General features: G+C 71.1%; 23 protein-coding genes and 2 tRNA genes. 14 read left to right on the forward strand and 11 right to left on the reverse strand.

Going from position 1 to position 26,379, the window contains the following annotated elements; genetic code table 11:
* Nucleotides 1-11: 11 nt before the first annotated feature.
* The 5 genes from ACF073_RS12740 to ACF073_RS12760 all read right to left on the reverse strand — a co-directional run bounded on the left by ACF073_RS12740 (nt 12) and on the right by ACF073_RS12760 (nt 5,344).
* Entirely contained in the window at nt 12-1,346 is a 1,335-nt protein-coding gene (locus ACF073_RS12740; protein WP_392069166.1) for an LLM class flavin-dependent oxidoreductase, read from the reverse strand.
* On the reverse strand, nt 1,343-2,077 hold the full coding sequence (locus ACF073_RS12745; RefSeq protein ID WP_392069168.1) for an ABC transporter ATP-binding protein: 735 nt from the start codon (nt 2,075-2,077) through the stop codon (nt 1,343-1,345). Before ACF073_RS12745 ends, ACF073_RS12740 begins: the two co-directional genes overlap by 4 nt.
* Nucleotides 2,053-2,898, reverse strand: coding sequence for an ABC transporter permease (locus ACF073_RS12750; protein ID WP_392069170.1), 846 nt, complete (start codon nt 2,896-2,898; stop codon nt 2,053-2,055). The genes ACF073_RS12745 and ACF073_RS12750 overlap by 25 nt, the downstream gene beginning before the upstream one ends.
* Nucleotides 2,895-3,938 (reverse strand): ABC transporter substrate-binding protein, encoded by a 1,044-nt coding sequence (locus ACF073_RS12755; RefSeq protein WP_392069172.1) that lies wholly within the window; start codon nt 3,936-3,938, stop codon nt 2,895-2,897. The genes ACF073_RS12750 and ACF073_RS12755 overlap by 4 nt, the downstream gene beginning before the upstream one ends.
* Nucleotides 3,939-4,144: 206 nt before the next feature.
* The gene (locus tag ACF073_RS12760) at nt 4,145-5,344 is read right to left on the reverse strand and encodes an ROK family protein (RefSeq protein ID WP_392069174.1); all 1,200 of its coding nucleotides are present in this window, start codon (nt 5,342-5,344) and stop codon (nt 4,145-4,147) included.
* A 436-nt stretch (nt 5,345-5,780) separates the two neighbouring features.
* Between ACF073_RS12760 and ACF073_RS12765 the strand changes: the two genes are divergently transcribed.
* The gene (locus ACF073_RS12765) at nt 5,781-6,362 is read left to right on the forward strand and encodes a biotin transporter BioY (RefSeq protein WP_392069175.1); all 582 of its coding nucleotides are present in this window, start codon (nt 5,781-5,783) and stop codon (nt 6,360-6,362) included.
* A gap of 941 nt (nt 6,363-7,303) precedes the next feature.
* On the opposite strand, the gene ACF073_RS12770 is transcribed toward ACF073_RS12765, so the two are convergent.
* On the reverse strand, nt 7,304-8,722 hold the full coding sequence (locus ACF073_RS12770; RefSeq protein ID WP_392069177.1) for an amino acid permease: 1,419 nt from the start codon (nt 8,720-8,722) through the stop codon (nt 7,304-7,306).
* Nucleotides 8,723-8,959: 237 nt separating this feature from the next.
* Here ACF073_RS12770 and ACF073_RS12775 point away from each other — a divergent pair, with 237 nt between their 5' ends.
* The gene (locus ACF073_RS12775) at nt 8,960-9,445 is read left to right on the forward strand and encodes a ribose-5-phosphate isomerase (protein ID WP_392069179.1); all 486 of its coding nucleotides are present in this window, start codon (nt 8,960-8,962) and stop codon (nt 9,443-9,445) included.
* Nucleotides 9,446-9,585: 140 nt separating this feature from the next.
* On the forward strand, nt 9,586-10,395 hold the full coding sequence (locus ACF073_RS12780; RefSeq protein WP_392069181.1) for an Fpg/Nei family DNA glycosylase: 810 nt from the start codon (nt 9,586-9,588) through the stop codon (nt 10,393-10,395).
* Nucleotide 10,396: 1 nt separating this feature from the next.
* Here the strand turns inward: ACF073_RS12780 and ACF073_RS12785 are convergent, their stop codons facing one another.
* Nucleotides 10,397-11,641 (reverse strand): GNAT family N-acetyltransferase, encoded by a 1,245-nt coding sequence (locus ACF073_RS12785; protein WP_392069182.1) that lies wholly within the window; start codon nt 11,639-11,641, stop codon nt 10,397-10,399.
* Between the two features lie 160 nt (nt 11,642-11,801).
* On the opposite strand from ACF073_RS12785, the gene ACF073_RS12790 reads away from it, so the two are divergent.
* Complete coding sequence (locus ACF073_RS12790) at nt 11,802-12,974, forward strand: PP2C family protein-serine/threonine phosphatase (protein WP_392069184.1); 1,173 nt, start codon at nt 11,802-11,804, stop codon at nt 12,972-12,974.
* Nucleotides 12,975-13,114: 140 nt separating this feature from the next.
* On the opposite strand, the gene ACF073_RS12795 is transcribed toward ACF073_RS12790, so the two are convergent.
* The gene (locus ACF073_RS12795) at nt 13,115-13,780 is read right to left on the reverse strand and encodes a GNAT family N-acetyltransferase (protein ID WP_392069186.1); all 666 of its coding nucleotides are present in this window, start codon (nt 13,778-13,780) and stop codon (nt 13,115-13,117) included.
* A 154-nt stretch (nt 13,781-13,934) separates the two neighbouring features.
* On the opposite strand from ACF073_RS12795, the gene ACF073_RS12800 reads away from it, so the two are divergent.
* Nucleotides 13,935-14,456 carry an HD domain-containing protein gene (locus ACF073_RS12800; RefSeq protein WP_392069187.1) on the forward strand — a complete coding sequence of 174 codons (522 nt, stop codon included), beginning with the start codon at nt 13,935-13,937 and terminating at the stop codon, nt 14,454-14,456.
* On the opposite strand, the gene ACF073_RS12805 is transcribed toward ACF073_RS12800, so the two are convergent.
* Nucleotides 14,453-15,565, reverse strand: a complete 1,113-nt coding sequence (locus ACF073_RS12805; RefSeq protein ID WP_392069974.1) for an acyltransferase family protein — start codon at nt 15,563-15,565, stop codon at nt 14,453-14,455. The genes ACF073_RS12800 and ACF073_RS12805 overlap by 4 nt on opposite strands.
* 511 nt (nt 15,566-16,076) lie before the next feature.
* Here ACF073_RS12805 and ACF073_RS12810 point away from each other — a divergent pair.
* On the forward strand, nt 16,077-16,271 hold the full coding sequence (locus ACF073_RS12810) for a hypothetical protein (RefSeq protein ID WP_392069189.1): 195 nt from the start codon (nt 16,077-16,079) through the stop codon (nt 16,269-16,271).
* Nucleotides 16,272-16,646: 375 nt separating this feature from the next.
* A complete protein-coding gene (locus ACF073_RS12815) occupies nt 16,647-16,823 on the forward strand; it encodes a hypothetical protein (RefSeq protein WP_392069191.1) in 177 nt (58 codons plus the stop codon).
* 246 nt (nt 16,824-17,069) lie between these two features.
* Here the strand turns inward: ACF073_RS12815 and ACF073_RS12820 are convergent.
* A tRNA-Gly gene (locus tag ACF073_RS12820) sits at nt 17,070-17,140 on the reverse strand.
* Nucleotides 17,141-17,301: 161 nt separating this feature from the next.
* Here ACF073_RS12820 and ACF073_RS12825 point away from each other — a divergent pair.
* The 6 genes from ACF073_RS12825 (at nt 17,302) to ACF073_RS12850 (ending at nt 22,508) form a co-directional block, all read left to right on the forward strand.
* Nucleotides 17,302-17,378: transfer RNA gene (locus ACF073_RS12825), tRNA-Pro, on the forward strand.
* 178 nt (nt 17,379-17,556) lie between these two features.
* A complete protein-coding gene (gene tig, locus ACF073_RS12830; protein ID WP_392069193.1) occupies nt 17,557-18,924 on the forward strand; it encodes a trigger factor in 1,368 nt (455 codons plus the stop codon).
* Between the two features lie 308 nt (nt 18,925-19,232).
* Complete coding sequence (locus ACF073_RS12835) at nt 19,233-19,838, forward strand: ATP-dependent Clp protease proteolytic subunit (protein ID WP_392069976.1); 606 nt, start codon at nt 19,233-19,235, stop codon at nt 19,836-19,838.
* Nucleotides 19,839-19,907: 69 nt separating this feature from the next.
* A complete protein-coding gene (locus ACF073_RS12840; protein WP_023550748.1) occupies nt 19,908-20,573 on the forward strand; it encodes an ATP-dependent Clp protease proteolytic subunit in 666 nt (221 codons plus the stop codon).
* A gap of 170 nt (nt 20,574-20,743) precedes the next feature.
* A complete protein-coding gene (clpX, locus tag ACF073_RS12845; RefSeq protein ID WP_392069195.1) occupies nt 20,744-22,030 on the forward strand; it encodes an ATP-dependent Clp protease ATP-binding subunit ClpX in 1,287 nt (428 codons plus the stop codon).
* A 214-nt stretch (nt 22,031-22,244) separates the two neighbouring features.
* Nucleotides 22,245-22,508, forward strand: a complete 264-nt coding sequence (locus tag ACF073_RS12850) for a hypothetical protein (protein WP_392069197.1) — start codon at nt 22,245-22,247, stop codon at nt 22,506-22,508.
* Between the two features lie 82 nt (nt 22,509-22,590).
* Here ACF073_RS12850 and ACF073_RS12855 read toward each other — a convergent pair whose 3' ends face one another.
* Nucleotides 22,591-23,601: a hypothetical protein gene (locus ACF073_RS12855; RefSeq protein ID WP_392069199.1), complete on the reverse strand. Its 1,011-nt coding sequence runs from the start codon at nt 23,599-23,601 to the stop codon at nt 22,591-22,593.
* Nucleotides 23,602-23,738: 137 nt separating this feature from the next.
* Here ACF073_RS12855 and ACF073_RS12860 point away from each other — a divergent pair, with 137 nt between their 5' ends.
* Nucleotides 23,739-26,363: a valine--tRNA ligase gene (locus ACF073_RS12860; RefSeq protein WP_392069201.1), complete on the forward strand. Its 2,625-nt coding sequence runs from the start codon at nt 23,739-23,741 to the stop codon at nt 26,361-26,363.
* Nucleotides 26,364-26,379 lie beyond the last annotated feature (16 nt).

Consider the following 26,379-nt stretch of genomic DNA (forward strand, 5'->3'; position numbering starts at 1 on the left):
GCGTGGTCCTTTCAGACGAGGGCGGCGGTGTGCTGGTTGGCGGGGCGGGGAAGGCCGTAGCGCTCCCGGAGGGTCTGGCGGGGGCCGTAGCCGGTGCGCAGCAGGCCGCGGGCGCGCAGGAGCGGCACGACGTGCTCGACGAAGGCCGCGAGGCCGGAGGGCAGCACGGCGGGCATGATGTTGAAGCCGTCGGCGGCGCCCTGGGCGAACCAGGTCTCGATCCGGTCGGCGACCTGCCCGGGCGTCCCGGCGAACGTGAGGTGCCCGCGTCCGCCGCCGAGCCGCCCGATCAGCTGCCGCACGGTCAGCCGCTCGCGCCGGGCCAGCTCCACGACGAGCGTGTAGCGGCTCTTGGCGCCCTCGATCGCGGACTCGGGCGGCAGGTCGTCGGGCAGCTGCCGGTCCAGGTCGAGGGTGCCGGGCGCAAGGCGCAGCAGGTTCTCCAGGCGGGCCCGGCCGTGCTCGGGCACGATGTGGTCCTCCAGCACCTGCTCGGCGGCCCGCGCCTCGGCCTCGGTCGAGCCGAGCACCGGGACGATCCCGGGCAGCACCTTGAGGTGCTCGGGGTCGCGTCCGGCCCGCCGGGTACGGGACTTGAGATCGGCGTAGAAGTCCCGCGCGCCGTCGAGGGTCTGCTGGGCGGTGAACACCGCCTCCGCGTACCGGGCCGCGAAGGCCCTCCCGTCGTCGGAGGAGCCCGCCTGCACGAGGAGCGGGTAGCCCTGGGGCGAGCGCGGCACGTTGAGCGCGCCCTCGACCCGGAAGTACGTCCCCCGGTGCCGGGGCGGATGGACCTTGGTGTCGTCGCCCCAGACCCCCGCCGCCTTGTCGCCGAGGATCGCGTCGTCCTCCCAGCTGTCCCACAGCTTGAGCGCCACGTCGAGGAACTCGGCGGCGCGGGCGTACCGCTCGGCGTGCGCGGGCTCGGCGTCGAGGCCGAAGTTGCGGGCGGCCTCGGCACCGGCGGTGGTCACGATGTTCCAGCCCGCCCGGCCGCCGCTGACGATGTCCAGCGAGGCGAACCTGCGGGCCAGGTTGTAGGGGGAGTTGTAGGAGGTGGAGGCGGTGGCGATCAGGCCGATGTGCTCGGTGGCGGTCGCCAGCGCGGTCAGCAGGGTGAGCGGTTCCAGGGCGCCGGCCGGGCGCTGGGCGAGGTTGCCCCACAGCTGGGGGCCGTCGGCGAGGAAGAGGGAGTCGAAGGTGCCGTGCTCGGCGATCCGGGCCAGCTCGACGTAGTGGGCGAGGTCGACATGCGCGTACGGGTCGCTCTCCGGCAGCCGCCACGACGCCTCGTGGTGCCCGGTGTTCATCAGGAACGCGTTCAGATGGAGCCTTCTCCGTGTCACTGGTGGTCCTCCGTGACGCCCAGCGCGGCCAGCAGCCGCTCGCGGTATTCGCCCAGGACCGGCTCGCGGTACGAGCGCGGGTGGGGACGGTCGATGGTCAGGTCGAGGCCGATGCGGCCCCGGTCCAGGACGAGAACCCGGTCGGCGAGCACGATCGCCTCGTCCACGTCGTGGGTGACGAGCAGCACGGAGGGCCGGTGGCGCTCCCACAGCTCGCGCAGCAGGGCGTGCATCCGGATCCGGGTCAGCGCGTCGAGCGCCCCGAACGGCTCGTCGGCCAGCAGCAGTGCCGGCTCGCGGACCAGGGAGCGGGCGAGCGCCGCCCGCTGTGCCTCGCCGCCGGACAGCTCGCCCGGCCAGGCCCGCTCGCGGCCGTTCAGGCCCACCTCGGCCAGCGCGGCCCGGCCGCGCTCCTCGGCGTCCCTGCCGTCCAGGCCCAGGAGCACGTTGTCCAGCACCCGGCGCCAGGGCAGCAGCCGGGAGTCCTGGAAGACCACGGACACCCGCTCGGGCGCGGTGAGCCGGCCGCTGCCGGCCACTGCGTGATCGAGCCCGGCGACGGCCCGCAGCAGGGTGGACTTGCCTGAACCGCTGTGCCCGAGCAGGGCCGTGAACTGCCCGGCGGGCAGGTCGAGGTCGATGTCGTCGAGGACCGTGCGGCCGGCGAAGGACCGGGTCAGGCCGCGGAGCCGGACCGCGGGCCGGGTCAGCTGCTCAGTGTGCGGCGCCATGACAGCACCCTCCGTTCGATCAGCCGGACCGCGCTGTCGGAGACCAGGCCGAAGACTCCGTAGATCAGCAGGCCGACGAGGATGACGTCGCTCTGGCCGTAGTTCTGCGCCTGGAACATCAGATAGCCGAGGCCGCTGGTTGCGTTGATCTGCTCCAGCACCACCAGGCCGAGCCAGGAGCCGGTCACCCCGAGCCGGAGTCCCACGAAGAATCCGGGCAGCGCGCCGGGGATCACGACCTGGCGGACGAAGGCGAACCGCGACAGGCCCTGCACCTCGGCGAGTTCGACGTACCGGCTGTCGATGCCGGACAGCGCGGCATGGGTGTTCAGATAGACCGGGATGTAGACGACGATCGCGATGATGGCGATCTTGAAGGTCTCGCCGATGCCCAGCCAGAGGATGAACAGCGGGATCAGGCCGAGGGTGGGGATCGCCCGGTTGAGCTGCACGGTCCCGTCGATCAGCGCTTCCCCGGTCCGGCTCAGACCGGAGGCGAGCGCGAGCAGCACCCCGGCGGTCAGACCGATCGCGAAGCCGTAGCCGGCCCGTTCCAGGGAGGTCAGGACATCGGTGGGCAGGGTGCCCTCGGTCCACAGCCGGCCGGCGGTCCCGAGGACGGTCCAGGGCGCCGGTACGGCACCCGTGTCGAGCGTCCCCGCGGCCGAGGCGCCGGCCCACAGCGCGAGCAGCACCAGCGGGCCGAGCAGCCGGGCGGCGGGCAGCCGGCGGCCGGGTGAGAGCCGGCGGCGCCTGCGGACCTGGGGCGGCTCCCCGGCGGCGGCCTGGGGCACCGCGGTCGTCGTGGTCACGGCGGTCACTTCCGGTACTCCTCGGGTACGGCCCGGGCCGCGAGGGCCTCGAAGCGGTGGTCGAAGAGGGAGGACACGTCGAACTTCTTCACGAAGCCGCCCTCGGCGAGCAGATCGGCGGTCTCCTGCTCCCAGGCGACCGCCTCGTCCCAGCGGGGCGGGAACAGCGGCTTGTTGGCGAGGGCGGTGACGGACTCCGCCTGCTCCAGGGAGAGGTTCTGCGTCTTGACGTAGAACTCCTCGTTCCACACGTCCGGGTGCTCGTACTGCCACACCTGGCCCCGGGCCCACTGCGGGATGTAGGCGGCGATCGCCGCGGCCTTCGCCGGGTCGTCCAGCACCGGCTGCGGCGCCCAGAGCAGACTGAGCAGATCGACGACGTCGGTCCGGATGACACGGGCGCCCCGGCCCGCGTACTGCTTCAGATACGCCGGCACCTGGCTGTTGGCGAGCGGGGCGATGTCCACCTGGCCGGACTGCAGGGCGGTCAGGAACTGGTTGCTGGTCAGCGGGACCAGTGTCACCTCGTCGTACGAGAGGCCCGCCCGCTTCAGCGCCCGCAGCAGCACGACGCCCTGGGCCTGGCCCTGGGAGAAGGCGAGCTTCTTTCCCCGGAAGTCCTCGGGCCCGCGGATGTCGCTGCCGGGCTTGGTGGCGAAGAGGTAGACGGGCTTGCGGGTGATGCCGATCGCCACGATCTTCGCGGCGAAGCCCTGGTAGTGGGCCTGGATCGGCGGGATGCCCGCGTTGGCGGCGAGGTCGAGGGAGTGGGCGCGGAAGGCGTTGATGACGTCCGGCCCCGCCCCGATGTTCACCCAGTCCGACACCTTGAAGGGCAGCCGGGGCAGCTTCGCCAGCCTGAACTGGAGCTGCTGCACGCCCTGGTAGGAGGCGATCTTCAGGCTGGTGCCGGCCGGGACCCGGTCGGCGAGCGGCCGGGCGGCGGCGCCGCTGGTGTCGGCGGCGGCACTGCCGTTCGCGCAGCCGCTGACACCCGCGGCGGCGGCGGACGCCCCGAGCAGGGAGGTGAGAAAGACACGACGGTGCATGGGAGGACTCCCCGGGGAAAAGGAGGGGAAAGGCAGGAAGAATTCCGGAGTCGGACACCGGAAGAAAGAAAGAGCACGGAGCCGGAAACACGCGCTTCACGCGCGGCAATGTGTCAGCAACAAAGAGTGCGACAGCTCCGAAGAAGGCTCATGACCAGGATGTTCCTGTCCGCGGCCGACCTCTGTCAACATTCCGAGTTTCTGAATTAAATACCCTCAGGTGACAGACCGAGCGGGTCCCGGAACAGCGCGTCGAGTACGACGGATCCGCCCGCGACCGCCAGGACGGAATCCGGGAAGCTCGTCGGGCGGACGGCGGCGGAACGTGCCGTGCCCGCCGCCTCCCGCAGCGCGTCGAGACAGTCCTCGAAGTGGATGACACCGACCTCGGTGACCACGACGGTCTCCGGGTTGAGCACGTCCAGCAGCAGCCCGGCCGCCCGCCCGGTCGCCCTGGCCCGGTCCACCAGCAGCCGCCGGGCGACCGCGTCCCCGCCCTCGGCGGCGGCCACCACCCGCAGCGCGTCGGCCGAGCCGCGCACCCCGGCCGCCCGTGCCCGCCGGCACAACGTCCGCTCGCTCAGCTCCGCCTGGAGGCAGCCGGTACGGCCGCACGCGCACGGCTCGGTGCCGCCCGGCACCGGCAGATGGGCGATGGCGCCGGCCGCCGACCGGGGCCCGTAGTGCACCGCGTCATGGGTGGCGAAGGCGGCGTCCACCACATTGCCCACGAACAGATGCAGCACACTGCGGCTGCCCCGGGCCCGCCCGAACAGCCGCTCCCCGTGCACCAGCGCCCGCGCGTGCCCGTCCACCTGGACCGGCAGACCGGTGCGGGCGCCGAGCAGCTCCCGCACCGGCACCTCCCGCCAGCCCAGCAGCTCGTGCTCGACCACGGTCCCTGTCTCCCGGTCCACCCAGCCGCCCACCGCGACGCCGACCCCCAGCGGACGCCGGCCCGGCACCCCGGCGAGCAGTCCCGCGAGTCCCTCGGCGGCCCGCGCCAGCACCCAGCCGGGCTCGGTCCGCTCGTGCCGCAGCTCCCGCCGGGCCACCACCCGGCCACGCAGGTCCAGCAGCGCCACCGTGGTGTACGGCACGGCCACATGCACCCCGGCGACGAGGAAGCGGGAGTCGTCCAGGTCGACCGGGACGTGCGGGCGGCCGACCCCGTTGGAGCGGCGGGGCGCGGCCGACTCCCGGATCAGGCCCCGTTCGGCGAGCCGGGCGCAGTGCTCGGTCACCGACGCGGGCGAAAGACCGGTCAGCCGGGCGACGGTGGAGCGGGCCACCGGGCCGTGCTCCAGCACCGTGCGCAGCACGACGCTGGCGCTGGTGCGCCGCCGGTCGCTGTCGGCGGCACGCGGGACGGGGGAGGCGAGGGGGGAAACGGCGGTACGGGTCATGAGGACCGTCCTCGGGAACGGGGCCGACACGTCTCGGAGACTTCGAAGAAGGCGAGGCGTGCCGAAGGGCCCGCCCCTACCCCGGACGGCGACAGGTGGCCGTGCCCTGGCGTCGCAGGTCGACATAGCGACGCGACGTGAGATTCCGGGCCTGGGCAACCATGGCTGGAAGGGTAGGGCAGGAAAGCCGAATCCGACCAGATGACCAGGATTCGTTTGGCGGGACTCCACAGTCCGCCCGCGACCCGCGAGAGTGACGGAAACGTCCCGGCCTCAGTGATCAGTGTCACGCCCGGACCGGTGTCATCACCACTCTTTGTCCGGTGCCCACCAAGGTCATGTTCCGGCCTTTGTCGATCGCTGACGGTGATCGGCCCGTGGGGCCTGGGATAGCGTCACCGTGTCCCAGCATGTCCCCGTCACCCGCGGAGATCCCATGAGCACCGCCACCGCCACCGCCCGCCCGGGCGCAGTCCTCGCCGACCTGCTGCCGTCCTCCCGCGTCCGCGACGCCGCCCTCGTGGCCGGCGGCGCGGTGCTCACCGGCCTCGCGGCCCAGCTGTCGGTGCCGGTGCCCGGCTCCCCGGTCCCGGTGACCGGCCAGACCTTCGCCGCGCTGCTCGTCGGCACCGCCCTCGGCGCCCGCCGCGGCTTCCTCTCCCTCGCCCTGTACGCGGTCGCCGGTGTGGTGGGCGTGCCGTGGTTCGCGCAGGGTGCCTCCGGCGCCGGCATGGTCTCGTTCGGCTACGTCATCGGCATGCTGCTCGCCTCGGCCGCCGTGGGCGCCCTGGCCCGCCGCGGCGCCGACCGCTCCCCGCTGCGGATGGCCGGCACGATGATCCTCGGCGAGGCGATCATCTACGCGGTCGGTGTCCCCTACCTGGCCCTGGCGGCCCACCTGTCCGCGTCCCAGGCGATCGCGGCCGGCCTCACCCCGTTCCTGATCGGCGACGCCCTCAAGGCCGCCCTGGCGATGGGCGCCCTGCCCACCGCCTGGAAGCTCGCCGGCAAGCGCTAGGCGCCCGCGCCGCGGTTCCCGCGAAGAGGCCCGCCGGGCCGAAGCCCTGCTTCGGCCCGGCGGGCCTCTTCGGCGTCGAGAGCACCATGCACCCCCGGGCCGGCCGCCCCGAAGGGCACCCCGACATCCGCCCGAACGCACCCGGCCCGCCCCCTCCGCGAGCACCTAGGCCCGCCCTGCCCCCGCGCGGCGCCTGACCCGCACCCGCGCCCGGCCGGGCCCGCACCGGTGCCTGTGTCCCGTGGCCAGCTCGGCCTGCGCCCGGGCCGGCCTGCGCCCGGGCCGGCCTGCGCCCGGGCCGCGCCCGGCTCGGCCCGCGCCCGGGCCGCCCTGCACCCGCGCTGCGTCCGTGCCCGCCTTGCACCCGTGCCCCGCCCGGCTCGGCCCTCGCCCGTGCCGGCCCGCACCTGTGCCTGTGCCTGCGCCCGGCCCGGCCCCGCGCCCGGCCCGGTCCGGCCCCGCGCCCGGCCGGGCCCGCACCCGCGCTCGGCCCGTACTCGTGCTTGTGCCCGTACTCGCACTCACGCTCGGCCCGCGCCCGCGCTCGACCCGCACCCGGTCTCGTACCCAGTCCTCTCGGCGCGCGGCCTCGGCCCCGTCTTCCCGGCCCCGCCCGGCCCTGGCCCCCCGCCTTCCTGGCCCCCGCCCGCGCCCCGCCCGGTCCCGGCCCGCCCCCGCGCCCGAACCCGTACCCAGACTTCCCGGCGTGCGGCCCCGGCCCCCGTCTCCCCGCCCGCGCCTTCCTGGCCCTCGCTCGCTCGCGCCTTCCCGGCCCGCGTACTCCCGCCCCGGAGGCCCCCGCCGCCGCCCCCGGGCGGCGGCGCCCCGCCGGGCCGTGCGGCCGTTCGCGGGGTCCCAGAACGCGGTATGGCCGCATGACCTGACACCTTCGTCAGGTCATGCGGCCATGAGCCGTGCTCGCTCGGGGGCGTGCGTACGGGTCAGCCGATGGACACCTTGTCGGCCGGGGTCTCGGCCGCCGGGGCCGGGCGGCCAGCCGTGAGCCGCTGCTTGACCACCGCGATCACCAGCACGACGGCGGCGACCATCAGCGACAGCAGCACGGTCTCGCGCCCGTCGTGCTCGGTGTCGAACAGCATGTAGACCAGCACACCCACGATCAGCGTGGCCGTCGCCCAGGTCAGGTACGGGTACAGCCACATCCTCACGACGAGCTTCTCCGGCGCCTCGCGCTGGAGGATCTTCCGCATCCGCAGCTGCGAGAAGCAGATGACCAGCCACACGAACAGGGCCACCGCGCCGGAGGAGTTGACGAGGAAGAGGAAGATCGTGTCCGGGGACAGGTAGTTGAAGAAGACGGCGACGAAGCCGAACACCACCGAGGCGAGGATCGCGGTCATCGGCACGCCCCGGCTGTTGACCCGTGCGAACGCCTTCGGCGCGTCGCCCCGCTCACCGAGCGAGAAGGCCATGCGGGAGGCCGTGTAGAGGCCGGAGTTCAGGCAGGACAGCACCGAGGTCAGCACGATGAAGTTCATGATCTGACCGGCGTGCGCGATGCCGAGGGAGTCCAGGGCGGCGACGTAGGAGCCCTGCTCCTTGATCGACGGGTCGTTCCACGGCAGCAGCGAGACCACGACCAGGATCGAGCCCAGGTAGAAGACGCCGATCCGCCAGATGATGCTGTTGGTGGACTTGGTGACCGCGCGCTGCGGGTTCTCGGACTCGCCGGCCGCCAGGGTGGCGATCTCGCTGCCCATGAAGGAGAAGACGACCAGCAGCACACCGGTGAGGATCGCGCCCGGACCGTGTGGCAGGAACCCGCCGTGGGAGGACAGGTTGCCGAAACTCGCCTTCTCGGCGTCGACGCCCGGCAGGACACCGAAGATGGCCAGCAGGCCCACCACGATGAACGCGCCGATCGCCACGACCTTGATACCGGCGAACCAGAATTCGAACTCGCCGTAGGAGCCGACGGAGACCAGGTTGGTCGCGGTCAGCACGATCATCACGATGAGCGCCCAGCCCCACTGCGGGACGGCCGGGATCCAGCCTTCGAGGATCTTCGCGCCGGCGGTCGCCTCCACGGCGAGCACGACGACCCAGAAGAACCAGTAGAGCCAGCCGATGGAGAAACCGGCCCAGCGGCCCAGCGCACGGTCGGCGTGCGCGGAGAACGAGCCGGAGGTGGGATTGGCGGCGGACATTTCGCCGAGCATGCGCATCACCAGCACGACGAGAGTGCCGACGAGCGCGTAGGACAGCAGGATGCCGGGTCCCGCGGTGGCGATACCGGTACTGGAACCGACGAAGAGGCCGGCTCCGATGACACCACCGATCGCGATCATCGAGAGGTGGCGGTTTTTGAGTCCTGCTTGGAGGCCCGAACCAGGGGTCATGGACGGATTTCCTTTGCACCAGGTGGAGCGTCCCGTACGAGCGGTGTACGAGTCGGTCCAGTGAATCCGAGGCGAACGAATTCGGAAACCTCTGATTCCGGATCGTTACTTGAGGTTCCCTTGAGCTTCTATGGTTTCGCTCACATTTCACGGTCCCGGCCGACCGCGCTTTCGGCCCCCCTCGGGCGCCGACACCCTGGGGCTGCTGCCCCCCATGGGGCATGTCACACTCGTGGCATGCGCGTGTATCTCGGCTCCGACCATGCGGGCTACGAACTCAAGAACCACCTCGTCGAGTGGCTGAAGGCCGCCGGCCACGAGCCCGTCGACTGCGGGCCGCACATCTATGACGCCCAGGACGACTATCCGCCGTTCTGCCTGCGCACCGCGGAGCGGACGGCGGCGGACCCGGAGGCCCTCGGCATCGTGATCGGCGGCTCCGGCAACGGTGAGCAGATCGCCGCGAACAAGGTGAAGGGCGTGCGCGCGGCGCTGGCCTGGAGCGAGCAGACCGCGGCGCTGGGGCGTGAGCACAACAACGCCAACGTGGTGGCCGTGGGGTCGCGGATGCACACCCAGGAGGAGGCGACCAAGTTCGTCGAGATCTTCCTGAACACCCCGTTCTCCGGCGACGAGCGTCACATCCGCCGCATCGACATGCTCACGGAGTACGAGACCAGCGGCACCCTTCCCCCCATCCCGCCCCACCACCCCCAGCAGTAACCGCACGGGCCCGCACCCGCCCCTCACCCCTGCGCCCGGCCCGCTCGGCCGGAGCGCGCCTCCCGAGTCGAGCACCCGTCCCGGCCGGCCGGGACGGGTGGGCGGGCGCGCGGGCGAAGGCTTGAAAGGACACCCCCGCCGTGCCGGAAGGGCACACCATCCACCGGCTGGCCCAGGACTACGCCGAGCGCTTCTCGGGCGGGCCCGTCCGCGTCACCAGCCCCCAGGGCAAGTTCTCCGACGCCGCCGCCCTCCTGGACCGCACCGAGCTGACCGCCACCGAGGCCCACGGCAAGCACCTCTTCCTGGGCTTCCGGCACGCCGACTGGGTCCACATCCACCTCGGCCTCTTCGGCAAGGTCGGCTTCGGCGACGCCCCGGCACCCCCGCCGACGGACACCGTCCGACTCCGCCTCGCGAACGGCACGGCGTACGTCGATCTGCGCGGCCCCACCACCTGCGCCCTGATCACGGACGCCGAGAAGCAGGCGGTCCACGACCGGCTCGGCCCCGACCCGCTCCGCGCGGACGCCGCCCCGGACACGGCGTACCGGCGGATCTCGCGCAGCCGTACGACGATCGCCGCGCTGCTCATGGACCAGAAGATCGTCGCCGGCGTCGGCAACGTCTACCGCGCCGAGGTCCTCTTCCGGCACGGCATCGACCCGTACCGCGCGGGCCGCGACATCACCCCGGCCGAGTGGGACGCCCTCTGGACCGACCTGGTCGCGCTGATGCGGGAGGGCGTACGGAACAACCGGATCGACACCGTCCGCCCGGAGCACACCCCGGAGGCGATGAACCGGCCGCCCCGCGTGGACGACCACGGCGGCGAGGTGTACGTCTACCGCCGCGCCACCCTGCCCTGCCACCTCTGTGGCAGCGAGATCCGCACCGCCGGCCTCGCCGCCCGCAACCTCTTCTGGTGCCCCGGCTGCCAGACCCGCTGAGCTAGAAGCCGTGGGGCAGCCACGGGGCCACCGCGGAGCCGAAGGCCACCGACGCCCGCTCCAGCGCCCCCGGCCGCAGCTCCCGCACCCGCCCGGCCGCCGCCAGCGACAGCAGCGACACCCCGCCCAGATAGGCCGAGCCCAACTCCCTTACGGACAGGGCGAGGTCGGCCGCGTCGGCCGTACGCTCGCAGGACGCCCCCTTCGGGTCGCCGGACAGCCGCCACCGCCCCGCGTTCCACGGGCAGAAGGCGTCCTCGACCTCGAACACCACGTCCACCGGTGCCGCATAGGTCCGGGCCGACAGCGCGGCGCCGACGTCCACCAGCCGGACGTAGGCCTCGTCGCGCAGCCGCGGCGCACAGCGGCGGGTGTCCGAGACCAAGTGCTGAAGAGCGTCGTCCACCGGCAGCGACCTCACCGACAGGTTCGGCATCAGATCGACGGCGAACAGGAAGCGCCACAGCGCCGCCTCGGTCACCGGGTCGAGCCCCGCCAGATCCGTGAGCCGCACCGTGCCCTCGGGGACACCGCTCTCGTTCCAGCGGCTCTTGGTGCGGAACCGGGCGTACCCGGTGATCTCACCGTCCCGCTCGGCGACCACGCAGCGCAGCGGCGAGGCCCCCTCCCGCTCGCTCTCCGGGTCGAGCAGCGCCGCCCGCTCCCAGTGCGGCACCCGGGCCAGCATGCCGGGCCGCCGCGGCACCAGGGCCGCGTACACCGCCTCGCAGGAGTCGAGGACGTCGGCCGGCGCCGCGTACCGCACCCGCACCTCCTCGGTGCCGGCGGGGAGGGCCAGGGACACCCGGTCCGTGTCGATCTCGACGCCGCGCCGGAAGGACGCGACGCCGTACCCGAACCGGCCGTAGATGGCCGGCTCGGACGCGGTCAGCACCGCGACCGGCTCGCCCAGCGCGCGGATGTCGTCGAGCTGCCGGCGCATCATCGAGGTCAGCACCCCGCGCCGCCGGTGGGTGGCGGCCACGCTCACCATCGTCACCCCGCCCGCCGGGACCGCCGCCCCGCCCGGCACGGTCATCCGGAAGCTGAACGCCCCCGCCGTGCCGACGAGCGCGTCCCCGTCCCGGACGACCAGGGCACGGTCGAACTCGGTGAGCGCCCTGTCCAGTTCGCGTTCCTCGGCGGGCGGCGAACCCAGGCCGAACGCCTGGTGCAGCGCGTCGTACCACTGGTCCCACTCGTCCTCGCGCAGTATCCGCGGCTCGACTCCTCGAACAGTCCCCATGCGCCATCCCTATCAAGGCGCCGGACGGCGGGCCAGTGAATTTCAGCTGGCCAAACCCCTGCGGAAGCGGGCGTACGCACGGCGAAGCGGAGCCTCGCACGGGGGACAAGTGGGACCTCCCGTGCCAAGCAGCCGCCCGGCTGGATAGGGTCCCGGACTAATGGCAGCAGGACGACAGCGGCGCGCGAAGGCCGAGACGTTCACGGCCCGGTGGAAGATGCAGTGGCACCGGGCCCGCGTCGGCCTGCGCAAAAGCGCCGTGGACTACTTCCGCGGCGACGGCTCCGACTGGGTCGCCTTCGCCGGGCTGCTGCTGACCGTCCCGGTCCTCGCGGCCATGACGCTCTTCGACTCGGTGTGGTGCTCCCCGGCCACCCTGGTGCTGCCGATCGTCGCCGGCGGCCTGCTGCTGCGCCCGGCGAGCCTGCTCGGCCTGTACGCGACGGCGGCCACCGCGCTGATCGTGGAATCGGTGCACCTCGGCCCGTACACCGAGGGTCCCTCCCGGGTCACCCCGGGCGTGGTCCTGGTGGTCGCGGCCTGCGGCTTCTTCGGACTGCTGACCGCGCAGTTCCGCAGCCGGGTCGGCGTGCCCTGGCGGCGCGGCGGCACCATGCTGTTCGACCTGCGCGAGCGGATCCGGGTGCAGAGCAAGCTGCCCAAGCTGCCGCACGGCTGGCACCACGAGATGGCGCTGCGCCCCGCCGGCGGCCAGTCCTTCTCCGGCGACTTCGTGGTCGCGGCCCGTACGAACGGCGGCCGGACCCTGGAGGTCGTGCTGACCGACGTCTCCGGCAAGGGCATGGACGCGGGCTCGCGCGCCCTGCTGCTGTCCGGCGCCTTCGGCGGCCTCGTCGGCTCCCTGCCCCCGCACTCCTTCCTCACCGCCGCCAACGGCTATCTGCTCCGCCAGGACTGGGACGAGGGCTTCGCCACCTCCATCCACCTGGTCCTGGACCTGGACTCCGGGGACTACGAGCTGTACAACGCCGGGCATCCGCCGGGCCTGCACCTGAGCGCGGGCAGCGGACGCTGGGAGGAGAAGGCCGCCGAGGGCCCGCTGCTCGGGGTGTACGACGGCGCCCAGTTCGACTCCGTGAAGGGCTCGCTGCGGCCCGGTGATGTGCTGATGCTGTTCACGGACGGTCTGGTGGAGACCTCCGACCGGGACATCGTGGAGGGCATGGACCGGCTCACCGGCGAGGCCGACCGCTATGTGGCCGGCGGCTTCCACGGCGCCGCCTGGCACCTCATCGAGGCCGTCGCCAAGGACGTCAACGACGACCGGGCCCTGCTGCTGATCTGCCGCGAGCCGGCCGCGGCCACGCGCTGACCGAGCCCGGCCCCCGTATCCGGGGATACGGGGTGCACGAGCGCCCGCGTATCAGCCGGCGGTGCCGAGAGCCGGCCGGGCGGCGCCCGCCACGAGGCGGCGCCCCGCCCCGCCCGGGCGTCACGCCCCGCCCCCGGGCGTCACGCCCCGCTGTCCTCCACGACCCGGGCGGCGGCGGTCAGCGGCGCCAGCACCCGCCAGCCCGCGCCCTCGTACAGCGCCCGGCCCTCCGGGGTCGCGCCCAGCACGGCCGCCGTCGCTCCCGCACGCGCCGCCGTCTCCGTCAGGGTGTGCATCAGGACGCGCCCGAGGCCCCGCCGCCGGTGCGCCGGGTCCGTCTCCACCTGGTCGACGACCGCGGTCCGGCCGGTGACGGCGACCTGGGCCCGGGCGGCGAAGGCGCCGTCGGGCGCCCGCACCACGGCCCGGGTGACCCCGCCCGGGGTCCAGCGGACCAGCCCGTACCCGTCGGGCAGCGCGGGCGCCGGGGTCCCGGCGGCGGCCGGCCGGGACGACATCAGGAACCCCGGGCCGCCCGCGAGGGCCCAGCCGGACGGCAGCCAGGCCCGGAGCGTCTCCGGCGGCACGAAGGTCTTCAGCCAGACGGCCGGCGCCTCGGTGGCCTCGGCGAGCCTGCGCACGGTCGCCTCGTCGGCGTCGGGCAGGACGTGCCGCGCCACCTCGCGGGGCAGGCCGACGTCGACGGTGAAACCCCAGGGCCGGACGGCCGGTTCGGCAGCGCCGCGCGATACGGCCCAGCCCTGGACCCAGGCGTGTACGGCCTCGGCGGTGGTGGTGAACGGCAAGTCCCCTCCCGAACGAGCACATGCGCAGCAAGCGATGTTGTAATAGACGCTACGCAATAGAGACTATTACAACACCTGAGGTCGGGCGGCGCGAGGACTTTTCGGGGGCGGGGCCCGCATCGGTCCGCCGAAGGCGCCGGGGGACACTGGCGCCATGAACCAGCTCACCCTCGCGGAGGTCGAGGCCCTCGCGCGCGCCGCCCATGAGGGGCAGACGGACAAGGCGGGACGGCCCTACGCCGAGCATCTGGCGGCCGTCGCCGAGGGGGTGCGCGCCCGTGGCGGCGACCCGGAGCAGATCGCGGCGGCCTGGCTGCACGACTCCGTGGAGGACGCGGCGCTGAGCGAGGAGTGGCTGGCCGAGGCCGCCCTCACCGCGCGGACCAAGGCCATCGTGCGCGCCCTCACCAAGCGGCCGGGGGAAGGGCCGGAGGCGTACGCCCGCCGTGTCCTCGCCGCCCCGGGCGCGCTGCTGGTGAAGGAGTCCGACCTCGCGCACAACGCCGACCCGCGGCGCCTCGCGGTGCTAGACGGGCCGACCCGGAAACGGCTGACCGAGAAGTACGCGAGGATGCGCGCACTTCTCGGTCTGGAAGCGGAACCGGAACCGGAAGGCCGGACGGAAGCGGAAGCGGAACCGGAGGCGGAGACGCGGACGGAAGCGGGACCTGCCTAGACGCCGACCTTCTCCCGCTGCTGCTGCCGCTCCCGGGCCAGCTCGGCCGCGTCCCGCTTGAACGCCCAGTCCATCTTCGGCTCCATCGCGAAGCGGAAGACGCGCTGCACCGGCCCGGTGCACAGCACGGTGACGACGGCGGCCGCGACCAAGGTCACCAGGATCTCGCCGAGGGGGTGGTGCAGCCAGGGGTGCTCGAACCAGCCGCGGTAGTCGCCGAACTTCACCAGGAAGCCGTGCAGCAGATAGCCGTAGAGCGTGCCCGCGCCCAGTGCCGTGAACCACGTCCGCCGGCCCGGGACCCAGGAGAAGAAGCAGGCCGTCAGCACCAGCGAGCAGCCCATCATGGCGAGCGTCATCACCGGGCCGCACCACCAGGGGGCGCCCAGCTCCTGCGCGGAGTCGCGGTGGTAGAACCACGCGGTGTTCATGCGCGGCACCGCCCACCAGCCGACCGCGAGCGCCGCCGCGAACACCGGCACCGAGGCGATCCGCACCGCACGGCGGCGCACCAGCTGGAAGTGCTCCGGCTTCAGGCACAGGCCGAGCACGAAGTACGGCAGGAACTGCAGCACCCGCTGGAGGTCGAGGTCGTCACCGATGCTCGGGGTGACGCTCGCCAGCATGGCCAGACCGACGGCCAGCGGCACCGGCCAGCGCACCAGCTTCCAGAACGGCGTGGTCATCCGCCACACGAACAGCGCGACCAGGAACCAGGTCAGATACCAGGGGTCGAGGAGGCTGATCTCCTCGTGCGATCCGGTGACGAGGTTCTTGAAGAGCGGGTACGCCGACTCGAACAGGACGTACGGCACGGCGACACCGGTGACCAGCCGCTTCAGCCGGTCCGGACGCATGTCGAAGCTGCGCGAGAAGAAGCCGGAGATGAGGATGAACGCCGGCATGTGGAAGGAGTACACCACGGTGTACACGCCCTCGAGGATCCGGCTGTCGCCCTTCAGCGGCTCCCATGAGTGGCCCATCGCGACGAGCACGATGGCCAAGTACTTGGCGTTGTCGAAGAAAGCGTCGCGCCGGCTGCCGGGTCTGTCCGCCGGGGCCCGCCGCTCGCCGCGCCGCCCGCTCTCAGGGGTACGCGGAGAGGGCACTCCGTCCGCCGGCGACTGTGCCGGGGGGAGCGGCCTGCGGTTCTGGCCGGGGGACGAGGCGGCTTCAAACATCTCAGGCACCCTAGCGTCGTCTGCGGGATTTCGTAAAACTCCGACGGTCATTCCTGGTTATCGCCTTCGGGTACCCGCTGATTTACCGAACTTGCCACCCATGTCCACGTGATGGTGCGCACACTCGGGTCGCAAGTTCACCCTTGATGTCCCGATTCATCCTGACTAATTGGGGCATATCTCGCCTCTGTGTCTTCAATTCGAATTACCTGCGTACAGGATGTGTGGACACGGAAACGAACTCGGCTAATTCAGCGCTGAGTCGGCTGGGGACGCCCGGCCGAATTCCTGTGCGGGGCGTCGCCCGCACCGGGCCGTCACCCGACGTTGCGTCACACACCGCATACGACGGCCGGGTTGGTGGCACGATGGTTCTGGCGGGGGTGCGCGGCCGTACCCCCGGGCCGGGAGAGCGGACCGACCGAGGGTGTGATCAGTTGTGGCCATTTCACTGTCTGTGGTGCTGCTGTTGGCGATCATCCTGGTGGTGTTGATCCGAGGGGGGAACATCAAGGGCGGGCCCGCCATCGTGGCCATCCTCTTCGGTTTCTTCCTCGCCTCCACCGGCATGGCGCCATCGATCAATCGCTTCCTGAACTCGATAGCGGAGTCGATCAACTCGATCAAGTTCTGACCCGACGGGGGAGCGGCACCGCCTCACCGGGCGGAACGAACAGAACGAACAACTGAGAACAACGGGACCGCGCGACCCGGCCCGGTCGTCAAGATCGTCCACGGCCGGTGCGCCGTCCCGGCACGGCCCACCGGGACGGACGCTCTCACCCGGACCGCCGGGCGAGGACCGCCCGGCCCTTCGTGTTCCCCCGGGCCGGCCCCCGGCATCTTCCCCTCGGCGCGGCTCCGGGCACCCGCCGCCACCCGCCATGGCCCCGCCTGGCACGCGAGGGACGCGGGGGGCTGAGCGGCGGCCCCGAGGATGACGAGGCACACGTGCTGGCGCAGAGGGGAAACGGCCGGGACAGGGTCTCGCGGACCGGGGAGGTCAAACATGGCCGCGCTTTTCTATTCCGCTGTCGTGGTCGGCGTCGCGTTGATCGCTTTCGCGGTCCTGCGCGAGCACGGCACGCGGCTTGCGAAGGCGGCATCCTGGTTGTGTCTGGCAGTTGCCGCGCTGCCCGGGCTGGCACTCGCCGGCATCGTTTTGCAAGTGATCTCCGGGTCGTGAGGCGGTGGGGCTGGGTGTACTGGCCGCACCCGGGTTCGGCGACGGCGCCCCCTCCATCCCGGTGCCGGCCGATCCCCCGCCGGAGGCACTGTTCTGACCGTTGCGTACGCGGTGATCGTGAAAGCTCTGAAGCGGCGTCGCCGGCCGAAGGGGCACGTGGGGGACACGGACGGCTGAGCGACCCCCGGAACGGCTGAAGGCCCAGGAAGAGGAAATCAACCTCTTACCTGGGCCTTCGGCATCCAGAGCGGGCGACGGGAATCGAACCCGCGTAGCTAGTTTGGAAGACTAGGGCTCTACCATTGAGCTACGCCCGCGACACTGCGCCGCAGGTCGGTGACCGCGGCACTGAAGGCATCGTAGCGGGTCGCCCGCCGCCGAGGCCAACGAGTTCGACCCCGGCCGCGGCGGGCGCGGCGCCCCGGTGAATGCGGCCGACCTGAGCGGCCGGGGCATGTACCCTACGTGTCGCACCAGACGGGGTGTGGCGCAGCTTGGTAGCGCGTCCGCTTTGGGAGCGGAAGGCCGTGGGTTCAAATCCCGCCACCCCGACCACCGGTTCAGGATGTCGCGGTGATCGCCTTTTGGGGCGCTGACCGGCTGCGGTTACTATGCAAGCGTCGCGTCCGTGTGTCCTGGCCCCCATGGCCTACGTACTCCTCCGGGCGGCGAATCCGCCGGACCTGTCTGGCTCCGGCAGAACCCAAGCAGTCAGCCACAAGGAGACCGAACCGTGAAGAGCGCCGTGGAGACCCTGAACCCGACCCGGGTTCGGCTCACTGTCGAGGTGCCCTTCGAGGAGCTCAAGGACAGCCTCGACGCGGCGTACAAGAAGATCAACCAGCAGGTCACGGTGAAGGGCTTCCGCAAGGGCAAGATCCCCGCCCGGGTCATCGACCAGCGGTTCGGTCGCGGTGCGGTGCTGGAAGAGGCCGTCAACGACGCGCTCCCGAAGTTCTACACCGAGGCGGTCAACGAGGCCGAGCTGAGCCCGCTGGGCCAGCCCGAGGTCGACATCACCGAGCTGAAGGACGGCGAGACGCTGAACTTCACCGCCGAGGTCGACGTCCGCCCGGCCGTGGAGATCCCGGACTACTCCGGCATCGAGGTCGAGGTCGACGCGGTCGAGGTCACCGACGAGGACATCGAGAAGTCGGTCGAGCAGCTCCGTGAGCGCTTCGCCTCGACCTCCCCGGTCGAGCGTGCCGCCGAGGACGGCGACGTCGTCACCATCGACCTGGAGGCCAAGGTCGACGGCGAGGTGCTGGAGGACGGCATCGCGAACGGCGTCTCCTACACCATCGGCTCCGGTGAGCTGCTCGACGGCATCGACGAGGCCGTCAAGGGCAAGTCCGCCGGCGAGGAGGCCACCTTCGCCTCCGAGCTGAAGGGCGGCTCCGCCGCGGGCAAGGAGGCCGAGGTCACCGTCAAGGTCACCCAGGTCGCCGCCCGCGAACTGCCCGAGCTGGACGACGACTTCGCGCAGCTCGCCTCCGAGTTCGACACCCTGGACGAGCTGAAGGCCGACAGCCGCAAGCGGCTGGCCAACATGAAGCAGTTCGACCAGGCCACGCAGGCCCAGGAGCGCGTCCTGGAGAAGCTGCTGGAGCTGGTGGAGGTCCCGGTCCCCGAGAAGCTGCTCGAGGACGAGGTCAACACCCGCAAGCACAACCTGGAGCACCACCAGCTCGGCCAGATGGGCCTCACCCTCGACAAGTACCTGGAGATCCAGGGCAAGACCGCCGAGGAGTTCGAGACCGAGACCCGCGAGGCCGCGGTCAAGGGCATCAAGACCCAGTTCGTCCTCGACGAGCTGGTCAAGAAGGAGCAGCTGAACGTCAGCCAGGAGGAGCTCACCGAGCACCTCATGCGGCGTGCGGCCTCCTCCGGCATGTCCCCCGACCAGTTCGCCCAGGCCGTCGTCGAGGGCGGCCAGGTTCCGCTCCTGGTCGGCGAGGTCGCCCGCGGCAAGGCCCTGGCCGTCGTGGTCGAGGCCGCCACGGTGAAGGACACCAACGGCGAGGTCGTCGACCTCGACGACGAGGAGGAGACCGAGGCCGCCGAGGCGTCGGAGACCTCCGAGGAGAACGCCGAGGGCTGAGCCGCCCCACGGCGCCTCTGAAGCGCGTACGACGGGCCCTGGGACTTCGTTCCCGGGGCCCGTTCGGCTACCCCGGGGCGCGGGGAGCCCCGTGACCGGCCGCCAGGCGCCCGCGGTGCGCCACAACGCGAATTCGGCCCCGCGAACCGCCCCCGGCGCCCGTCGGGCCGCCACGCGCTACGCCCCCGGCGAACACCAGCATTCCCGGGATTCCCGGAAGGGACCATCGCGTTAGGGTCCATGAAAGGCAGAACAATGAGACGGCCCGGCGCCGTCGTAAGCGAGCAGGTGGATACGTGACGAATCTGATGCCCTCCGCCGCCGGCGAGCCTTCCATCGGTGGTGGCCTCGGCGACCAGGTCTACAACCGGCTGCTCAACGAGCGGATCATCTTCCTCGGCCAGCAGGTTGACGACGACATCGCCAACAAGATCACCGCGCAGCTGCTGCTCCTCGCCGCCGACCCGGACAAGGACATCTTCCTTTACATCAACAGCCCGGGCGGCTCGGTGACGGCCGGCATGGCGATCTACGACACCATGCAGTACATCCCGAACGACGTGGTGACGATCGGCATGGGCATGGCGGCCTCGATGGGCCAGTTCCTGCTCACCGGCGGCACGGCCGGCAAGCGCTTCGCCCTGCCGCACACCGACATCATGATGCACCAGGGCTCCGCGGGCCTCGGCGGTACGGTCTCGGACATCAAGATCCAGGCCCAGTACCTGCTGCGCACTAAGAAGACCATGTCCGAACTGACCGCGCTGCACTCCGGCCAGTCCGTCGAGACGATCGTCCGCGACGGCGACCGCGACCGCTGGTTCACCCCGGCAGAGGCCAAGGAGTACGGTCTCATTGACGAGATCATCACGCACGCCTCGGGTGTTCCGGGAGGCGGCGGCACCGGTGCCTGACCGGCCAGGCCACGCCACGCACCGCCGAGACCGAAGCCCCCAGAACGCCACCAGGACGGTGAACACCCCATGAGCAACTTCCCCGGCGCCGCCAGCGGCATGTACGAAGGGCCCCGCCCCGACAGCCGCTACGTCATCCCGCGCTTCGTCGAGCGCACCTCCCAGGGCATCCGCGAGTACGACCCGTACGCGAAGCTCTTCGAGGAGCGCGTGATCTTCCTGGGCGTCCAGATCGACGACGCCTCCGCCAACGACGTCATGGCGCAGCTGCTGTGCCTGGAGTCGATGGACCCGGACCGGGACATCTCGATCTACATCAACAGCCCCGGTGGCGACATGACCGCCCTGACGGCGATCTACGACACGATGCAGTTCGTGAAGCCGGACATCCAGACGGTCTGCATGGGCCAGGCGGCCTCCGCCGCGGCCATCCTGCTCGCCGCCGGTACGCCCGGCAAGCGCATGGCGCTGCCGAACTCGCGCGTGCTGATCCACCAGCCGGCCGGCTCCACCGGCCGCGGCCAGCTCTCCGACCTGGAGATCATCGCCAACGAGTTCACCCGGATGCGTGAGCAGCTGGAGGACATGCTGGCCAAGCACTCGAACCAGCCGATCGAGAAGATCCGCGAGGACATCGAGCGCGACAAGATCCTCACGGCCGAGGAGGCGCTGGAGTACGGCCTCGTCGACCAGATCATCTCCACCCGCAAGCTGAACAACAGCTCGGTGCGCTGAAGCGGGACCACCCACTTCAGGCCCCCCTTGGCAGGGCACACGTCAAAGTGAACCCTGCCAAGGGGGGCCCGAACACCGGGCCCGGCAAGGTACCGTCGGACATAAGGCAGCACCAGGAGCCGCTGGACTCATTGCGTCCAGGCGTCTCCCAGGCGAAGGGGAAGCACACCGTGGCACGCATCGGTGACGGCGGCGATCTGCTCAAGTGCTCGTTCTGTGGCAAGAGCCAGAAGCAGGTCAAGAAGCTCATCGCAGGGCCCGGTGTGTACATCTGCGACGAGTGCATCGATCTCTGCAACGAGATCATCGAGGAAGAGCTCGCGGAGACCAGCGAGGTGCGCTGGGAGGAGCTGCCGAAGCCCCGCGAGATCTACGAGTTCCTCGAGGGGTACGTGGTCGGCCAGGAGGCCGCCAAGAAGGCCCTCTCCGTCGCGGTGTACAACCACTACAAGCGGGTCCAGGCGGGCGAGAACGGCGGCGCGAGCGGCCGTGACGACGCGATCGAGCTGGCGAAGTCCAACATCCTGCTGCTCGGTCCCACGGGCTCGGGCAAGACGCTCCTCGCGCAGACCCTGGCGCGCATGCTGAACGTCCCGTTCGCGATCGCCGACGCCACGGCGCTCACCGAGGCGGGCTACGTCGGCGAGGACGTCGAGAACATCCTGCTGAAGCTGATCCAGGCGGCCGACTACGACGTCAAGAAGGCCGAGACCGGGATCATCTACATCGACGAGATCGACAAGGTCGCCCGCAAGAGCGAGAACCCGTCGATCACGCGAGACGTCTCCGGCGAGGGCGTCCAGCAGGCCCTGCTCAAGATCCTGGAGGGCACCACGGCCTCGGTCCCGCCCCAGGGCGGCCGCAAGCACCCCCACCAGGAGTTCATCCAGATCGACACGACGAACGTGCTGTTCATCGTGGGCGGTGCCTTCTCGGGCCTGGAGAAGATCATCGAGTCCCGAGCCGGCGCCAAGGGCATCGGCTTCGGCGCGACGATCCTCTCCAAGCGCGAGCTGGAGGCCAAGGACGTCTTCGAGGACGTCATGCCGGAGGACCTGGTCAAGTTCGGCATGATCCCGGAGTTCATCGGCCGCCTCCCCGTGATCACCTCGGTGCACAACCTCGACCGCGAGGCGCTCCTCAAGATCCTGGTCGAGCCCCGCAACGCGCTCGTCAAGCAGTACCAGCGGCTGTTCGAACTCGACGGCGTCGAGCTGGACTTCGAGCGCGAGGCCCTGGAGGCCATCGCCGACCAGGCCATCCTCCGCCAGACCGGCGCCCGCGGCCTGCGCGCCATCATGGAGGAGGTCCTCCAGGGCGTGATGTACGAGGTCCCGTCCCGCAAGGACGTCGCCCGCGTGGTCATCACGGCCGACGTGGTCCTCTCCAACGTCAACCCGACCCTCATCCCGCGGGACGCGCGGGGACGGGGATCCGGGGAGCAGAAGACGGCCTGACTATTTCTTCGCCGCCGATGGGCGGGCACCCTGCCCTGGGTGCCCGCCCATCGGCGTGTCGGAACGGGAACGGCCGGATCGAGCCATCGTGTCCGCGGCCTTTGGAGTCCACCGCTTTTCATGATCAGATGACCCCGACCGAGTCGGACGTTCGTTCGAGCGTCCGGTTGTGTGAAACGGGAGACTCTGAATGACTTTCCAGAGGGTGAAACGTATGGCGGCCGCGGCCGGTGTCGTCGTGGCGACGGGGGCCCTGCCGATCCTCATGGCCACGCCGGCAAGCGCCTCCCAGAGCGCTTGCAGCAACTACGTGGCCAGCCACGGATACTACGCAGGCGCGAAGGTGAAAGAAGCCTGCGGCTACGGGGCGATCAAGGTGCCCATCGGCGACCCCGTTCCGAGCCCCGGTTGTCAACTGGGCCTTGGGAAGCTCAACATCAAGGGAGATGTCATCACCGCCGCCTGTCGCCGTGCCTGACGGGCGCGGCTGACGTGAAAGAAGGGGTGCCCGCCACGCGCTGACGGGCACCCCTCCGCATGGACATGCGACGCAGACCGGGCTAGATCTTCTCTCGGACGTCCTCGCGGAGCTTGGTCGCGAGGTCTCCCAAGTCCTCGACAGAGCCGCCATCGCCGGAGGCGATGGAGGCGACGCTGTACGCGGAGACGAGAGCGACGGTGCTGTGGTCGGCCCAGATGCACACCGGCATCTTGATGGTTTCCGGAACGCCGGACTCCGAGGCCGACGAACTGCTGCTGTCGATCTGTGCGACCTGGCACTTCATGATGCCGTTGGAGAAGCCCGACGGATGAACGGTCTCCGGGCTGCCGACCAGCTTCCCCTTGGTGTCGGAGCCGCCCTGACTCTTCTCGGCCTCGGACTTGGCCTTGGCGAACATGGCATCCACGACCGCCTCAGGTTCGTCGATGGTGCCGTACACGCCGCTGAAGGAAAGCCCCTTCTTGCTCAGCCCCGTGCCCGCCTCGTAACCAGCGCTCACCTCGGTGGGGTTCTTCACCCCCCACTTCTCGAAGTCGGAGCGGTCTGAGTCGGTGATGTCGCTGTCGGATCCCGAGTCTTCGGACTTCTTGTAGGTGCCGTTGACCACCGAGCTCTTCGCAACCAGCTTGTGCGGGCCGTCGTTCGCGACGTCGCTGCCGCCGCTGCTCCCGCCGAGCACGAAGTACGCGCCGACCGCCACGGCCGCCACCACGGCCACCGCGCCGATGATCAGGCCCGTCTTCTTCTTGCCCCCGGCCGGCTGCGGCGGCTGCGGCATGCCGAAGGGCTGCTGCTGGCCGTACGGGTTCGGCTGCCCCGGCTGGCCGTACGGGCCCGGCTGCTGCGGTGCGCCCTGCTGGGGGTAGCCGTATCCGGGCTGCGGCGCGGCCGGCGGAGCCTGCTGGGGGTAGCCGTATCCGGGCTGCTGCGCCTGCGGCTGCTGGGGGTAGCCATAGCCGGGCTGCGGCGCCTGCGGCTGCTGGCCGTACGGGCCCGGCTGCCCCGGCTGGCCGTACGGACCCGGCTGCTGGGGCGGCTGGCCGTACGGGCCCGGCTGGTTGTGACTCATTCCTGGGTTCCCCTCCAGAAGCTTATGTGTTCCTGACATCCTGGCCCAGGCCCTGGAAACGCACGGCACCGGGGGCCGCACCGTTACAGAACAAACGCGTTTCGGGACCACGCCGTGACACCTCTAAACTGACCCCCGTGACCGAGAACGCTCAGCAGCAGCCACCCGCGCCCGACTCCGAACTGCCGACCCAGTACGCGCCGGCCGATGTAGAGGGCCCGCTGTACGAGCGCTGGGTAGAGCGCGGTTACTTCGAGGCGGACGCGCAGAGCGAGAAGCCGCCGTTCACCGTCGTCATCCCGCCGCCGAACGTCACGGGCAGCCTGCACCTGGGCCACGCCTTCGAGCACACCCTCATCGACGCCATGACGCGCCGCAAGCGCATGCAGGGCTACGAGACGCTGTGGCAGCCCGGCATGGACCACGCCGGTATCGCCACGCAGAACGTCGTCGAGCGGGAGCTGGGCAAGGAGGGCAAGTCCCGGCACGACCTCGGCCGTGAGGCGTTCGTCGAGCGCGTCTGGCAGTGGAAGGGCGAGTCCGGCGGGCAGATCTCCGGCCAGATGCGCCGCCTCGGTGACGGCGTCGCCTGGTCGCGCGAGCGCTTCACCATGGACGAGGGCCTCTCCCAGGCCGTCCAGACCATCTTCAAGCGCCTCTACGACGACGAGCTGATCTACCGCGCCGAGCGCATCATCAACTGGTGCCCCCGCTGCCTGACGGCGATCTCGGACATCGAGGTCGAGTACCAGGACGACGACGGCGAGCTGGTCTCCATGAAGTACGGCGAGGGGGACGACACCATCGTCGTCGCCACCACCCGTGCCGAGACGATGCTCGGTGACACCGCCGTCGCCGTCCACCCCGAGGACGAGCGCTACCAGCACCTCGTCGGCAAGCTCATCAGGCTCCCGCTGACCGACCGCTCCATCCCGGTCGTCGCCGACGAGCACGTCGACCCCGAGTTCGGCACCGGCGCCGTCAAGGTCACCCCGGCCCACGACCCGAACGACTTCGAGATCGGCCAGCGCCACGACCTGCCGGCCATCACCGTGATGGACGAGCACGCCGTCATCACCGTCCACGGCCCCTTCCAGGGCATGGACCGCCTGGAGGCCCGCTCGGCGATCGTCGCCGCGCTGCGCGCCGAGGGCCGGATCGTCGCCGAGAAGCGGCCCTACGTCCACTCCGTCGGCCACTGCTCGCGCTGCAAGACCACCATCGAGCCGCGCCTGTCCATGCAGTGGTGGGTCAAGGTCGGCCCGCTGGCGAAGGCCGCCGGTGACGCGGTCCGCGACGGCAAGGTCAAGATCCATCCGCAGGAGATGGAGAAGCGCTACTTCGACTGGGTCGACAACCTGCACGACTGGTGCATCTCGCGCCAGCTGTGGTGGGGCCACCGCATCCCGGTCTGGTACGGCCCGAACGGCGAGGTCGTCTGCGTCGGCCCCGACGAGGAGCCGCCCGCCGGCGAGGGCTGGCACCAGGACACCGACGTCCTCGACACCTGGTTCTCCTCCGGCCTGTGGCCCTTCTCCACCCTCGGCTGGCCCGAGCGGACCGAGTCGCTCGCGAAGTTCTACCCGAACTCCGTCCTGGTCACCGGCTACGACATCCTCTTCTTCTGGGTCGCCCGGATGATGATGTTCGGCCTGTACGCGATGGACGGCACCCCGCCGTTCCACACCATCGCCCTGCACGGCATGGTCCGCGACCAGTTCGGCAAGAAGATGTCGAAGTCCTTCGGCAACGCGGTCAACCCGTTGGACTGGATGGACAAGTACGGTTCCGACGCGCTCCGGTTCACCCTGGCGCGCGGTGCGAACCCCGGTGTCGACGTCCCGATCGGCGAGGACTGGGTCCAGGGCTCCCGCAACTTCGCCAACAAGATCTGGAACGCCACCCGCTTCGCGCTGATGAACGGCGCGACGGTCCAGGGCCCGCTGCCCGAGCCGTCGAAGATGTCGGCCACGGACCGCTGGATCCTCTCCCGGCTCAACTCCGTCATCGCCGAAGTCGACGCGTACTACGACGACTTCCAGTTCGCCAAGCTCTCCGACGCCCTCTTCCACTTCGCGTGGGACGAGGTCTTCGACTGGTACGTCGAGCTGTCCAAGACGACGTTCCAGGCGGGCGGCGAGCCGGCCGAGGCCAGCAAGCGGGTCCTCGGCGAGGTCCTCGACGTCACCCTCAAGCTGCTGCATCCGGTCGTCCCGTTCGTCACGGAGACCCTCTGGACCACCCTCACGGGCGGCGAGTCGGTCGTCATCGCCGAGTGGCCGGCCGACAGCGGCTTCCGGGACGCCAAGGCCGAGGGCGAGATCGAGACCCTCCAGTCGGTCATCACCGAGGTCCGCCGCTTCCGCGCCGACCAGGGCCTCCAGCCCGGCCAGCGGGTTCCGGCCCGCCTCGCGCTGGACGGCACGGCCCTCGCCCCGCACGAGGCCGCCATCCGCCAGCTGCTCCGCCTCCAGCCCGAGGGCGAGGCCTTCACGGCCACGGCGACCCTGCCGGTCGCGGGCGCCGAGGTGGCGCTCGACCTCTCCGGCACGATCGACGTCGCCGCCGAGCGCAAGCGTCTGGCCAAGGACCTGGCCGCCGCCGAGAAGGAGAAGGCCCAGGCCACGGCCAAGCTCGGCAACGAGGCCTTCCTGGCCAAGGCCCCGGACCAGGTGGTGGACAAGATCCGCACCCGGCTCGCCAAGGCGGACGAGGACATCGCCCGCATCCAGGCCCAGCTCGACAAGCTGCCGCCTGCGTGAGTGACCGGCGCGACCC

Source organism: Streptomyces sp. NPDC015171 (assembly GCF_043079545.1).
In the GTDB taxonomy this organism is placed as follows: Bacteria; Actinomycetota; Actinomycetes; order Streptomycetales; family Streptomycetaceae; genus Streptomyces.

What these genes read in the sequence shown, in the direction of transcription:
- ACF073_RS12765 (WP_392069175.1), top strand. Translation starts at nt 5,781, where the DNA reads ATGAGCACCGCCACCGCCACCGCCCGCCCGGGCGCAGTCCTCGCCGAC.
- ACF073_RS12760 (WP_392069174.1), bottom strand. Translation starts at nt 5,344, where the DNA reads ATGACCCGTACCGCCGTTTCCCCCCTCGCCTCCCCCGTCCCGCGTGCC.
- ACF073_RS12840 (WP_023550748.1), top strand. Translation starts at nt 19,908, where the DNA reads ATGAGCAACTTCCCCGGCGCCGCCAGCGGCATGTACGAAGGGCCCCGC.
- ACF073_RS12790 (WP_392069184.1), top strand. Translation starts at nt 11,802, where the DNA reads ATGGCAGCAGGACGACAGCGGCGCGCGAAGGCCGAGACGTTCACGGCC.
- ACF073_RS12745 (WP_392069168.1), bottom strand. Translation starts at nt 2,077, where the DNA reads ATGGCGCCGCACACTGAGCAGCTGACCCGGCCCGCGGTCCGGCTCCGC.
- ACF073_RS12755 (WP_392069172.1), bottom strand. Translation starts at nt 3,938, where the DNA reads ATGCACCGTCGTGTCTTTCTCACCTCCCTGCTCGGGGCGTCCGCCGCC.
- ACF073_RS12775 (WP_392069179.1), top strand. Translation starts at nt 8,960, where the DNA reads ATGCGCGTGTATCTCGGCTCCGACCATGCGGGCTACGAACTCAAGAAC.
- ACF073_RS12855 (WP_392069199.1), bottom strand. Translation starts at nt 23,601, where the DNA reads ATGAGTCACAACCAGCCGGGCCCGTACGGCCAGCCGCCCCAGCAGCCG.
- ACF073_RS12800 (WP_392069187.1), top strand. Translation starts at nt 13,935, where the DNA reads ATGAACCAGCTCACCCTCGCGGAGGTCGAGGCCCTCGCGCGCGCCGCC.
- ACF073_RS12850 (WP_392069197.1), top strand. Translation starts at nt 22,245, where the DNA reads ATGGCGGCCGCGGCCGGTGTCGTCGTGGCGACGGGGGCCCTGCCGATC.
- ACF073_RS12770 (WP_392069177.1), bottom strand. Translation starts at nt 8,722, where the DNA reads ATGACCCCTGGTTCGGGCCTCCAAGCAGGACTCAAAAACCGCCACCTC.
- ACF073_RS12785 (WP_392069182.1), bottom strand. Translation starts at nt 11,641, where the DNA reads ATGGGGACTGTTCGAGGAGTCGAGCCGCGGATACTGCGCGAGGACGAG.
- ACF073_RS12815 (WP_392069191.1), top strand. Translation starts at nt 16,647, where the DNA reads ATGGCCGCGCTTTTCTATTCCGCTGTCGTGGTCGGCGTCGCGTTGATC.
- ACF073_RS12835 (WP_392069976.1), top strand. Translation starts at nt 19,233, where the DNA reads ATGCCCTCCGCCGCCGGCGAGCCTTCCATCGGTGGTGGCCTCGGCGAC.